We start from the raw sequence: 12,757 nt of genomic DNA on the forward strand, positions 1-12,757 counted from the left end.
ATATTCCCTTCGTTAATCAAATTTAGCCGTCTAGGTCAAAACCGGAAGATCTGGAATGCCGAAATAATAGCCTTGCAAATATCGTGCATTAACTTGCTTTCTAGCGAACTCAACATCCTCACTAGTCTCAATTCCGTCCAGAATAAAATCTAAATTGCATCCCTTTGCAATATTTGACCATGCCTTAATATTTTTAACCACTTCTTCGTTAGTCTCACGTACCCGAATATTCTGCATCGCATAACGGATTCCATCGACGTAAGAAAGCATATTTTGCAACTGATTATCTAACTTTCGATCACTAACATCGCTAATGATAATTCTAATGCCGTTTTGGTGATAAAGATCACTCATCCTCTTCATTTGCGCTTCATCATGAATGTTTTCAAAGTTTGTAATTTCAATTGATAATCCGATAATTTCAGAATTATGTTCTAAATATTTCTTTAACTCATTTAACGTATTTTGTTCTAAAAAGCTAGTCGCACTGACTGTTAAACCGACGTAACCCAGATGCTTTTTATCGATTAAATCATTAATTAATCGTAATTGTGTCGCAATTGAAACATGAATGTCATTTGGAACCGTCCACTTGCTCTTACAGTAGTCGTAGGCTTTAAATAACAACTCAGTTTGAATTTTTCTTTGATTGCTTTCAATATCCACCACCGGTTGCGTAAAAAATGCACCTAACATCAGTAATTTTTGACGCTTATTCTCCCAAAAACGGACTTTCCCTTCGATTGTAATTTGATTTCGCCCATTTCTCTTACTCATATAAAGATACTCATCCGCTCGATTATAGAGATCATCAAAGCTTTGATCACTTTGATGCAAACTGGTACCTCCCATTGAAACTGATACATCGATCGGTTCACCTTTATAAAAATAATCAGACTTATGGATAATTGACCAACATTCTCGAAGACTTGGTAATGCTTGTTCAATCGTTTGGTCCGGAAAAATAATGGTAAATTCCTCGCCACCTGTTCGATATAGCTGAGCATTTTGTCCCAGACGCTCTAAAATATTTTTTATCGTAGATGTCACTTCAGTTAGGACCTGATTCCCAGCAGAATGCCCATAAAAATCATTAATTTGTTTAAAACGGTCGATATCCAATTCAACTAAAGCCAAATCACTTTTTTGTCGTTTGGTATTTTCAAAAATCTTTTTAGATTCACTTTGAAAATATGTAAACGACTTGGCACCCGTAAGTCCATCGTAGTCCGCCATTTGCTCCATTCTTTTATTTTGTCGATTGTTTCGAAAATTTCTTAACCAAAAGAACATAATCGTAATATTCATTGAGACAAAAATAACAATTGCCTCCCAGGCCACAGTGTTAGTGACCACGATGTTCATTGAAACATGTGGCAATGTTTTCCAAAAAAGAAAGGATAACAAGAAAACAAACGGTATCCCAAATTTCCAGTTATAAATAACCTGATCGTGATAAACTTGTCCTAGCCCAATGATTACCAGTGTTAAAATTAACGCAATTATCACATGTGGTTCAGACATATTACCCTCATGATGGGCGACCCAAACATAAATGAATGCCGCAATTTGTATGCAACGTTCAAGTAAGTTAAATCCTCCTTTATACATAAAGGGAACAATTAACAAGAAAAGTGCAATATCGTGAAAAACCATTGCAATTGATCCCGTAAAATAAAACATCGTAGTTAGATGTAAATAAAGTCCAACTCCGCACCCCAAAACAACTAACTGTATTCTTTGCCATCTACGATGCTTTTGACTACCATCAAATCCACTAAAAACTTCCGTCCATAGTCGATGAAAATAGCCAATATATCCCGTACTAAAAAAACAAGAAATGATCAAATTCATGATTGTTGTTCCAATCAGATTCGAACCATTCGCATACAAAGTGTCCATTTTTGTATCCCTTCTAATTCAAACTTAGCGTAAACTATCAGGAAGATCTGCAGGTAAAACAGGTTTACTAAAAAAGTAACCTTGACACCTTGTGATTCCTAGTTTTTTGCCATTCTAATATCTTTTAAGCCTTCTACCCCTTCAAACGTGAATAGAAGGTGTCTTTTTTCGGCCTGTTCAAACCAATAATTCAATTGATTCAGCACTTTAATTTGACTTAAATGACGGATATTTTGTGACGCAAACTTAATAGTATCAACATCATCCAATAATGGCATGACGTCTTGAAGCTTGTTATCCGATCCGACATCGTCAACTCCCAGAATAATTCCTTCTTTGTGGTACTTTTCTTGCATTCGTTTAAAGATTGCATATGACGAAACTTTTACCATTTCAATCGTTAGATTATTAACCGCACTTTTCTGATAGAAATCAATAATTTTATCGCAAACAACCTCATCTTCAAATTGCTTCTGGGTTAAATTAATACTAATATTTTTCGAATTTAAATTCTCCAACGCTTCGTTTGCTAAATCGATTTGCAATCCAACTGGCACCTGAAAGGAGGCCGGTAGTTTCCACCGACCTTCTTTTTTATCAAAAATTCTTAATAATAATTCATGTACAACTGTTTTATTTTTGCTAATATCCACAATTGGCTGAGTAAAATACGCATACTCAGTCCCCTCGTAACTGATCATAAAGTCACTCCAATTCCAGAATTAAACTATAAAACTATTTTACACTATTTATAAAGCCTTCAATATTAATAATTATTACACCATCATATTTTAATGGATCTTTGAACTGATAAAGCTTTGAGAAATAATCGTTAATCAACTAACAAGGATATTCTGAAATCCACGGTCCACGCTTTGAATTAAAAAAATAGTTTTAAAAAATCAAAAGTGGATTTTTTAAAACTATTTTTAATTTTTCTTATACTCAAGAGAATTCCACTAGACTGACCTTTTTAATGCCCAGTTACATTTTCACCAAGTTTAAAATGCATCCCCCGTCTAGTCTAACAACTTTCGCCGCTAGCAATCGTTCCCTGTTCAAACGCATCTAAAATTTCTTGCCCGTTAGCAATTAAAACCGCTCCATCGAGCATTCCGGTATCGTCTTTTAGGCTAATCAAGTAGTTCTTAAAATCCATCGTTAGACCCTTATTCAAGAAATGTAAGTCATATTCCGAAGTATACAAATTTAGGTCAGCATTATTTTCAACTTTCACCTGATATCCATCATCCATTTGATCGACAACAACAATCGAAAACTTAGATCCAATACTACATGCCCCACCTTGTAGAGAATACTTTCCACCACCATCATCAGTGACCAACAGTAAAATTTTGTCATTTATTTTCTTTTTCTTTAACAATTCGACCATTGCATTAGTAATTTTTATTGATTGCATCTAAACGTCTCCCCTTTAATAATTTTAGCGTAGCGTTTGGTTAAACTACCTCAATTAAATTTTAAACTAATTCCCGATCATTTGGCAAACAAATGTTTGTAAAATAATAGTAAAATACGATCAAATCTAATATAATTGTATGTGTAATATAATTTTAGGATTTATCATTCAAACTATGAACTGCTGTCTGTCAAGATGAAATGGAATCGAACTATGTCAAAATCAAAAAAATTCAAAAGACCAAAAGTCTTTTCTAAATCCAATTTAACCGTGGTCATTCTGGCCGCGCTTGGATTACAAGCTTACCCTAATTTTAATAATAGTCAGTCCACGATTGAGTCAAACTCTGACGTCTCTGGTGAAAGTGCTTCCGACAAAGCAACCATCATTGAAAATCAAATTGCCGATAATTTTAACGGTCGGATGCCTTGTCAGGTAAGTTTTACCGATTCTAATATTGTTATCAAAATTCCTAAAGTTGATATTTTTAGCTTCACTCGTAATTATATCCCTTACACACTGGATATCTTACGCACCGTTAAGAATGCTAAACTACCAAATTCGCTCAAGAACATTAAGTTGTCCGTTGGCGATAATACCGAAATTTTTTCGTTAGCCGCCATTAAAAAAGCCAACTTTAGCAAGTCTAAAATTCAAGAATTTAATGTTGGCGAAATCACGTCAAACATCACTAAGGAAACTTATGAGAATTACTATAAACAATATTTATCCCCGTTGATTATCAAATAGGTCGCCTCAGAAAAAATGATTCAAAAAAACAAGCCGCAATGAAACTTCATTCCGACTTGTTTTTACATGTGCACCTAGATTAAATTATTCTTACTGCTAATTCCGAAACTCATCTTTGCTAGCTGGCAATTACTTCCGGCTTAGAATACAAATATCCTTGAAAAAACTTAATTCCTAATCCACATAACTCATCAGCCGTTTTTTTATTTTCAATTCCTTCAACCACAAAGTCAAATTGATTTGAGTCAGCAAATTCGCTCAAAAATTTAATCAATCCACTGCTTTGATCCCAGCTGACATACTTGGATAAATTAATATAGGACCATTTTACCCTTGAAATATAGTCCCTTGATAAACATAGATTTCCAAACGTATTGATTCCCGATCCGATATCATCAAATGCCACCTTATATCCCATATCAGAGATTTTCTTTATCGCTTCGATGTTATAGCTGGCATAGTAGCTTCCAGCATGATCGATTGGTGCATTTTCTGTCAATTCGATTGTCAAACGCTGCCTCTGAGTTTCGGATAAGTTATCTAAAAATTCAAAAAGCTCTGGATATTCCAATTCCTGTTGATCGATATTGAAAGAGAAAAGTGCCCCAGGATTAGCATGTAAAATACTGGGTATACTTTCGTTCAAAAATCCGGCATATTCTCGATATGCTTCTTCACTTTCGACAAAGTGTTCATACAGTTCAGCTGGAAAATGTGCATTTTGGGGATCACCATACCGAAGCAATAGTTCATATTCAATCTGATTGCAATTATCAGAACTAATAATTTTTTGTCCGACGAAAAATAACTTTTCTTTTAGATTCAAAATAATCCCTCCTATGCTTTTTAAATTTTTAATCAGTAATATCTACATACGCTTAATTTTCTCCATTGATTTATCTAAACATTGTTTTAGTAGCTCTTAACATCACTTTTGGATCCTTTTCATAGTGATGGACGGGTGTCATCTCATCTTCTGGAATTCCCATAAAGTGATAAACGGCCTTTTGAGCTGCTCGAATTGAATACTGTTCAGTAAATACCATATCAAATGGCATCTCAGCAAATTGACTGACAAAAGCCAAATTTTTAGAATTCTTAGGAACAACGTCTGGGCGATCACCCACTGCACGACGGTTGAACAAGGCACTCGCATATGGCATATAAACTGGAATGACGTTAATAATGCTATCCATGATTTCAGACTCATGATTTCGAATATTATCGGTTGCAGTATCAACTTCCGCAAGATGACCCAAAAGTTCTTGTAAAATCTCTTTTCCGGTCATCTCGATCACGGGTTTATCAACATAGTCGCCATGTTTACGTGGGAACATAAAGTATCCCCAAAATACGGTCTCATTTTCCTTTTGTGCATGAAAATGTGGTTGATGATGCACAACAATTGATAATAAATTATTACTATCAACCCAAGTATTCAAAGCATTACCAGGTTCTTGTTGTGTGATTCGACTAATTTCATTTACTAGAAAATGATTATTAGTTGTTACCGTGAAGCTCATCCACTCACTTTGAGCTCGATCGTTAAAGAATTTGTCCGGATTACCTAAACTATAAAAATGTTCAGTTGCTTGCTTCCACAATGCCGCACTTGGAGCGTATTCCATATTTTCTTTGATTGGTGTATTAAAATCACCAAAGGATGAACTATCGGTAATTGCTCCATTGATATCAAATACTAAGTCATTTTCATTAACCGGGATCGTTCCCTTTTCATCGCTACCATCAACGTCTTCGTATTGAAGACCAGTCACAATAATGTCATCCCGAAGCGCTGTATCTTTAAATTCAAAGGCAGTAATTTTACGATTATTGATAAACTTAACTCCCTGATCTTCCAAATACTTGCGCATCGGTAAGATAAGACTTTCGTACTGATTATACGGCGTTCTGGTAACTCCTTCAAGCGTGTTAATTCTGCTAAATTCGAGAATCATTCGATTCATGTAACGCCGAAGTTCCATGGCAGAACTTTCCTTTTTGAAAGCAAAAGTTGTTTCCCACATATACCAAAAATTAGTTTTAAAAATATGCGGACTGTCTTTAAACCATTCTTCAATGCTAATGTCATTAAGTTTTTCTTCCTTACTTTCAGGCATCATCATTAATTTTGATAGTAAAAGACGATCTTTATTGTTAAACTGCATATGATAATAATCATCCGCACCACCGTTATTGCGAATTCCATTTTTCTTGTCCATTAAACGCGCAACATCATGTGTCGGATGAGCATGATCAAAGTTTAAGATATCATCGGTAACCGATTGTCCCGGATTATCCAATGAAGGCACACTACGGAAAAGATCCCAAAGATTTTCGTATGTTTCTTCATTTAACATTCGACCACCTTTAGCCAGAAATCCTCGATTATCAGATAGACGTTGATTTCCATATTCACTTTCGTAGTCGGAGACGGGTGCACCATCGTTAGCTCCGTGTTTTTCAAGACCGAACATCGTAATTTGATCACCGGTCCAACCGCCATCACGAATCAAATAAATTCCTGCGGCAAGATTAGCAATTCCTGTCCCAATCATATATGCTTTTTCCATAGTATGCTCCTCCTCATTCTTATTTAAAATACATAGCATTCATACATTTAAATCTATAAATATAATAACACTTTTCCACGGATGTTGCGACCGTTTTCATTTAAATTTTCTTGGTTTAATTATTAGACAAAATTTGGTATGATAATTATAACGATTCTAAAGTAGGAGGAAATTATGAACCATAAGAATAAACTTTTAACCGTTCTAGTCGTTTCAGGTATTGCCCTTTTTCTACAATTTGGCCTTCATTTAGCACTCGGAGCTCAAATCGTAATCACTGCGATTGGGGTAATTTTAACTATTTCAATGTTTCTTGAAATGGTTAAAACCCTCAAAAGCGGTAAATACGGTGTCGATCTGCTGGCTATTACGGCCGTTGTTGCCACATTGGCAACTGGCGAATATTGGGCAGCGATGATTGTTCTAATTATGTTGACCGGTGGTGACTCACTGGAAGACTATGCTGCAAACATCGCAAGTCGTGAGTTAACCGAATTATTAAAGAATAATCCGTCTACTGCACATTTAAAGCAAGGATCTAAAATTATTGATACATCCGTGAAAGATGTTCAAGTTGACGATGTTTTAATCGTAAAACCGGGAGAAATTGTTCCGGTTGATGGCCAAATTTTAGAAGGATTTTCAGAATTTGATGAATCATCATTAACTGGTGAATCCGTCCTTGTTCAAAAATCAGTTAATGACACTGTTTTGTCGGGTTCATTAAATGGTGGCAATAGTATTACTATCCGAGCTATAAAAACTGCTAGCAATAGCCAATATCAAACCATTGTCAACTTAGTTAAGGTGGCACGAGCACATCCGGCAAAATTTGTTCGCTTAGCTGATCGCTATGCCGTTCCCTTTACCTTAATCGCCTACGTAATCGCTGGAATTGCTTGGTTTTACTCCAAAGATCCCGTCCGATTTGCACAGGTGCTTGTTGTTGCTTCACCTTGTCCCCTGATATTAGCGGCACCCATTGCCTTAGTTTCTGGGATGAGTAATGCAAACCGAAACGGTGTTCTTATTAAGAATGGAACGACCATTGAAAAGTTTTCCGAAGCAAAATCAATTGCGTTTGACAAGACCGGAACACTAACAACTGGAAATCTAAGCGTTGAAGAAGTCATTCCAGTTGAACCATTTTCCAAGAAAGAAATTTTACAATACGCGGCATCAGCAGAACAGTTTTCAAATCATATTCTAGCCCGTTCCTTAGTCCAATCAGTAAATCATTCGGATCTCTTAGACGCAAGTAATATTCAAGAAGAAACCGGGTTGGGAATTAGTGCAATTGTTAATCAAAAAACGATTAAAGTTGGACAAAAAAAGTTTATCAACTGGGATACCCAATTGGATTCTAATATTGACACTACGGCTATTTACTTGAGTGTTAATGATGCTCCGGCAGGAATTATTACGTTTAAGGACCGAATTCGGCCTGAATCACCTAAAGTAATTAGCTCACTTCATCAACAAGGAATCCGCAACGTGTGGATGATTAGTGGTGATCGTCAAAAAACCGTTGATGAGATTGGTGCGCAAATTGGAATTGATCAAAAATACGGTGACTGTTTACCAGCCCAGAAAATTGAACTGATTCAAAAAATTTCTAAAGATAAAAATCTTCGACCGGTCGTCATGGTTGGTGATGGTGTTAATGACGCCCCTTCTCTAGCGACTGCTGACGTGGGGATTGCCCTTGGTGCTGAAGGTGAAAATGCAGCAAGCGAGGCCGCCGATATTGTTATTTTAAAAAATAACATTGCTAAAATTCCGGAGGCATTGGCAATATCAAGAAATACCATGAAAATCGCTAAGCAATCCGTTTTAATCGGAATCTTCATTTGTACCTTTTTAATGTTAATTGCATCCAGCGGTATTATTCCCGCCATTTATGGTGCGATGCTACAAGAAGTTGTCGACACCGTCAGCATTCTTTGGGCACTAAGAGCTCACCGTCAACTGAAAAAAACAGAATCCTTACAGTTGAATCAAATTTAATCTAAGCACTGTAAAAGGGCCTAACAACTTTCGTTAGGCCCTTTTACTTTTCAAATTTTTATTATTGCGTGCGCCACCAACTGATCCTAGATGTTGCTCCCATTAATTCATCAAAGATTCCACCACTACGGCATTTTCGCCTTTAACTAATGTGGTTTTCGTGCAAAATGGCATTAAACTCCTTCATTATTCGATCGTCTTTTTGCCACTCCTCCCAAGTCGTCATTGACTCATCAGGAATTTCGTACCGCTCACCAATATATTTTTCATAATTAATCACATGTTGTGAATGCGAAATATTCAATTGAATAATCCGAACAGATTTAATATATCCCCGTTCGGCCGCTAATTCCGCGCGGCCATTCATCATCATATTTCCGATTTCGATATACTTAGTTCCATCTAATCGGGTTATTTCTTGAATTAGTGTAAAAGTTTCGTTACTTTTCATTTTCCCGCCTCCATCTTCTTAGTATAAAGTGGAGCCTGGTCAGTGTCTAGATGCCATGACTGCGATGTTATACAAATAAAAAAGGATCCTGACCTAAATAGTCGGATCCAGCATAAGAGAGAAAGAGAATTGATTGTATAGGTAGGAGATGCGCTACTACCTTACAAGGACAATGATAGCGCTTACACATGCTCATGTCAATGAAAAAATCAAATTCTTTTCATTTTTATTCAACAGTTACGCTTTTAGCTAAATTACGCGGTTGATCAACGTTGTACCCTTTTTGCAGAGTTGTATAGTAGGCGAGCAACTGGGTGGCAACTACGCTGACCAGCGGTGTTAATATCTCATCAACTTCCGGCAATATAATATTATCACCGTCTCGTTGCAATTTTTCACTCGTAATTGTGATCACATTGGCTCCACGAGAAATAACTTCCTCCAAGTTACTTCTAGTGTGGTCCGCCGTCTTAGTTTGCGTAATGAGGCCTAGGACCGGTGTTCCATTTTCAATTAGTGCGATCGTTCCGTGCTTTAGTTCGCCAGAAGCAAATCCTTCCGCTTGAACGTATGAAATTTCTTTTAGTTTTAGAGCCGCTTCTAAAGCCACATCGTAGTCTAATCCTCGACCAATATAAAACGCATTTCGAGTATTAGTTAGATTACTTTCAGCAATTTTTTCAATCTGTGATTTTTCATCAACCACGGTTTGAATTGCATTTGCCACCCGACTTAACTGGCCAGCAACATCAAAATGGAGTGCTGAGTCCCTTTGATTGTAGCGACCAATGGCAACTGCCAGCAGGGTCTCAAGCGCAATTTGAGCCACGTAGGCTTTAGTTGATGCCACAGCAATTTCGGGCCCCGCCTCAAGGGTAACGGCAAACTGGGCTTCACGGGCAAGCGTTGAATTGGCAACATTTGTAATTGTTAAACTGTTCTTTTGCCACTCCTCATTTACTCGAACTAATACTTGACGACTGTCCGCAGTCTCTCCACTCTGGCTCAAAAAGATAAAGAAAGCATCTTTTTCGATAAGTGGATCATCATAGGCAAATTCAGAGGCTAATACTACTTCAGTTGGTATTCCCGTCATTTTTTCAAATATCTTTTTACCAACCAACCCTGCATGATAGCTGGTACCCGCACCAACAATGTAAATTCTTGATGCTTTACTTACCTGTTCAAGGAGCTTTTCATCAAAATGCACGTTTCCTTCCTGACTAATGTATTTCGACTCAATTCGTCTAATTACTGCTGGTTGCTCGTCAATTTCCTTTAGCATGTAATATGGATAGGTTCCTTTATCTGTATCCGATTGATCGATATCAACCTCAAACGGATCGCGCTGGATGCTCCGATTATTTTCATCGGTGATTTCAATTGCATCTGGTGTAATCGCCACGACTTCGCCATCACGCAATTCAATGAATTTATTGGTTACATTAATCATCGCCAAAGCATCGCTACAAACGACATTAAAATCATCCCCAACCCCAATCAGCAATGGACTTTTATTCTTTGCAACAAATAGTGTTTCAGGCATTTGACGATCCATCAAAACGAACGCATATGATGAATCTTTTAAAAGTGAAATTGCCTTTTTAAAGGCCGTCATGGTATCCATCCCTTGTTTAGCAAATAAATCAACTAGCTGAACAACCACTTCCGTATCCGTATCACTTTGAAAGTTTACATCAGATAAATATTCTTTTTTTAAAGATCCAAAATTTTGAATAACGCCGTTATGAACTAAATAAAAACGTTCATCCGATGAAAAATGTGGGTGTGCATTTTCGATACTTGGAATTCCATGAGTAGCCCAACGAGTGTGTCCAATTCCTGTTATGCCTGTGACATCCCCATCAATTTTTTCTTCCAAGTTTTTAATTTTTCCTTGTGCTTTAACCAAGTGATCCCGGCCATTGCCCTCGTTAACATAGATTCCAGCCGAATCATATCCTCGATACTCTAACTTTTTCAGTCCGCTGACCAAAACTTGAGTCGTATCCATTCTTCCTGTAACTCCTACAATTCCACACATTTTAATCGCACCTCTAAATTCATATATTTATTAATTTTAAATTGGTATAATTAACAAAGATTAATATATAACCTAATTAAGAAGATGTCAACACTAATATTTCATGATTGGTATATATCAAAATATAAAATAGGTATAGAAGAACTAAAAAAATAGGATTATGACAAAAAATGTTTTGTCATAATCCTATTACTCAAAATTTATTTCTAAGATGTGAGCGGTCATCTAAAGATCGATGTTATGCTATTCAACTCCAACTTCACTTTGAACTACAGCCACAATTCGATCAACATACTGATTAACCATTTCTTCAGTCGGAGCCTCAGCCATGATCCTCAAAAGATCCTCTGTACCAGAAGGACGAACAAGTACCCGACCGTCGCCGGCCATTTCGTCTTCTACCTTTTCAATAATGTCTTTAATCGCTTGATTTTCAAGCGCTAATTTCTTGTCTTGAACTTTTACATTAACTAGTTTTTGTGGATAAGTTTTTACTTCGGCAGCCAATTCGGATAATTTCTTACCTGTCTGCTTCACTACATACATTAGCTGAATTGCAGTTAACATTCCGTCACCAGTCGTGTTATGGTCAAGAAAAATAATATGTCCAGATTGTTCCCCACCAAGGTTATAGCCGCTCTTTAGCATTTCTTCAACCACATAACGGTCACCAACTTGTGTCTTCACGGAGTGCATATTATTAGCCTCTAACGCCTTATACAATCCTAAATTACTCATAACGGTCGTGACAACGGTGTCTTGTTTCAAACGTCCCCGTTCGCTCAAAAATTTTCCACAGATGTACATAATCTTATCGCCATCGATGATATTACCCAACTCATCCACCGCAATACAGCGATCTCCATCGCCATCAAAGGCAACGCCCATGTCAGCGCCCTTTTCAACAACGAACTCTGCAAGTCCTTCTGGATGCGTTGAGCCGACTCCGGCATTGATGTTTAACCCATTTGGATTAGTTGCCATTGTATCGAATTCCGTATTTAAATCAGCAAAAATCTGGGAAACATAGTTACTCGTTGCTCCATTAGCTGCGTCCACCGCAATATGCAATCCTTCGAGATCATCAGGAATCGTTTGTTCCAAGAATGCGGTATAGCTGAGCCCGCCTTCGGGATAATCCGTTACGGAACCTAACCCTTCTGCCGATGGTCGTGGCAAATTATCCTTATCAGCATCCAGTAGTACTTCGATTTCGGCTTCTAGTTCATCGGAAAGTTTATAACCATCGGAACCAAAAAATTTAATCCCATTATCCTGAACTGGATTATGTGAGGCAGTAATCATAACGCCCGCATCAGCATCTTGTTTACGTACCAAATAGGCCACACCCGGAGTTGTAACTACTCCCATATCCATTACTTTAATTCCAACTGAAAGCAGTCCAGCAATTAAAGCGTGTTTAAGCAATTGTCCTGAAATTCGCGTATCTCTTGAAACTAAAACACGGGGTTGTTGGTCACTATCCTTGGCGTGTTTTGTTAAAACATAGCCCCCCGTTCGTCCCAATTGAAATGCTAATTCTGGAGTTAACGTCTCATTTGCAATTCCTCGAACTCCATCGGTACCAAAATATTTTAATTTCATTATTA

General features: G+C 37.2%; 10 protein-coding genes. 2 read left to right on the plus strand and 8 right to left on the minus strand.

Annotated elements, in window-relative coordinates; translation table 11 throughout:
* Window positions 1-30: 30 nt before the first annotated feature.
* The 3 genes from IV81_RS01805 to IV81_RS01815 all read right to left on the minus strand — a co-directional run bounded on the left by IV81_RS01805 (window position 31) and on the right by IV81_RS01815 (window position 3,322).
* Window positions 31-1,902 carry a bifunctional diguanylate cyclase/phosphodiesterase gene (locus tag IV81_RS01805; protein ID WP_057801697.1) on the minus strand — a complete coding sequence of 624 codons (1,872 nt, stop codon included), beginning with the start codon at window positions 1,900-1,902 and terminating at the stop codon, window positions 31-33.
* Window positions 1,903-2,000: 98 nt separating this feature from the next.
* Entirely contained in the window at window positions 2,001-2,603 is a 603-nt protein-coding gene (locus IV81_RS01810) for an EAL domain-containing protein (RefSeq protein WP_057801699.1), read from the minus strand.
* Window positions 2,604-2,926: 323 nt separating this feature from the next.
* Window positions 2,927-3,322: an iron-sulfur cluster biosynthesis family protein gene (locus IV81_RS01815; protein ID WP_057801701.1), complete on the minus strand. Its 396-nt coding sequence runs from the start codon at window positions 3,320-3,322 to the stop codon at window positions 2,927-2,929.
* Window positions 3,323-3,535: 213 nt separating this feature from the next.
* Between IV81_RS01815 and IV81_RS01820 the strand changes: the two genes are divergently transcribed.
* Complete coding sequence (locus IV81_RS01820; RefSeq protein ID WP_057801703.1) at window positions 3,536-4,072, plus strand: hypothetical protein; 537 nt, start codon at window positions 3,536-3,538, stop codon at window positions 4,070-4,072.
* 118 nt (window positions 4,073-4,190) lie between these two features.
* Here IV81_RS01820 and IV81_RS01825 read toward each other — a convergent pair whose 3' ends face one another.
* Together IV81_RS01825 and IV81_RS01830 are read right to left on the minus strand one after the other, a co-directional pair.
* Entirely contained in the window at window positions 4,191-4,898 is a 708-nt protein-coding gene (locus IV81_RS01825) for an EAL domain-containing protein (RefSeq protein ID WP_057801705.1), read from the minus strand.
* 70 nt (window positions 4,899-4,968) lie between these two features.
* On the minus strand, window positions 4,969-6,684 hold the full coding sequence (locus IV81_RS01830; RefSeq protein ID WP_083484667.1) for an oleate hydratase: 1,716 nt from the start codon (window positions 6,682-6,684) through the stop codon (window positions 4,969-4,971).
* Window positions 6,685-6,819: 135 nt separating this feature from the next.
* On the opposite strand from IV81_RS01830, the gene IV81_RS01835 reads away from it, so the two are divergent.
* Window positions 6,820-8,652, plus strand: a complete 1,833-nt coding sequence (locus IV81_RS01835) for a heavy metal translocating P-type ATPase (RefSeq protein ID WP_057801708.1) — start codon at window positions 6,820-6,822, stop codon at window positions 8,650-8,652.
* A gap of 142 nt (window positions 8,653-8,794) precedes the next feature.
* Here the strand turns inward: IV81_RS01835 and IV81_RS01840 are convergent, their stop codons facing one another.
* From IV81_RS01840 to glmM, 3 genes are all read right to left on the minus strand, one after another.
* Entirely contained in the window at window positions 8,795-9,103 is a 309-nt protein-coding gene (locus tag IV81_RS01840) for a hypothetical protein (RefSeq protein ID WP_057801710.1), read from the minus strand.
* A 226-nt stretch (window positions 9,104-9,329) separates the two neighbouring features.
* On the minus strand, window positions 9,330-11,147 hold the full coding sequence (gene glmS, locus IV81_RS01845) for a glutamine--fructose-6-phosphate transaminase (isomerizing) (protein ID WP_057801712.1): 1,818 nt from the start codon (window positions 11,145-11,147) through the stop codon (window positions 9,330-9,332).
* Window positions 11,148-11,390: 243 nt separating this feature from the next.
* A complete protein-coding gene (gene glmM, locus IV81_RS01850) occupies window positions 11,391-12,752 on the minus strand; it encodes a phosphoglucosamine mutase (protein WP_057801714.1) in 1,362 nt (453 codons plus the stop codon).
* Window positions 12,753-12,757: the final 5 nt, after the last annotated feature.

It is taken from the genome of Pediococcus stilesii (genome assembly GCF_001437075.1).
In the GTDB taxonomy this organism is placed as follows: domain Bacteria; phylum Bacillota; class Bacilli; order Lactobacillales; family Lactobacillaceae; genus Pediococcus; species Pediococcus stilesii.

Coding starts and splice junctions, on each gene's coding strand:
- IV81_RS01805 (WP_057801697.1), bottom strand. CDS start 1,902: ATGGACACTTTGTATGCGAATGGTTCGAATCTGATTGGAACAACAATC.
- IV81_RS01810 (WP_057801699.1), bottom strand. CDS start 2,603: ATGATCAGTTACGAGGGGACTGAGTATGCGTATTTTACTCAGCCAATT.
- IV81_RS01815 (WP_057801701.1), bottom strand. CDS start 3,322: ATGCAATCAATAAAAATTACTAATGCAATGGTCGAATTGTTAAAGAAA.
- IV81_RS01820 (WP_057801703.1), top strand. CDS start 3,536: ATGTCAAAATCAAAAAAATTCAAAAGACCAAAAGTCTTTTCTAAATCC.
- IV81_RS01830 (WP_083484667.1), bottom strand. CDS start 6,684: ATGCTATGTATTTTAAATAAGAATGAGGAGGAGCATACTATGGAAAAA.
- IV81_RS01835 (WP_057801708.1), top strand. CDS start 6,820: ATGAACCATAAGAATAAACTTTTAACCGTTCTAGTCGTTTCAGGTATT.
- IV81_RS01840 (WP_057801710.1), bottom strand. CDS start 9,103: ATGAAAAGTAACGAAACTTTTACACTAATTCAAGAAATAACCCGATTA.
- glmS (WP_057801712.1), bottom strand. CDS start 11,147: ATGTGTGGAATTGTAGGAGTTACAGGAAGAATGGATACGACTCAAGTT.
- glmM (WP_057801714.1), bottom strand. CDS start 12,752: ATGAAATTAAAATATTTTGGTACCGATGGAGTTCGAGGAATTGCAAAT.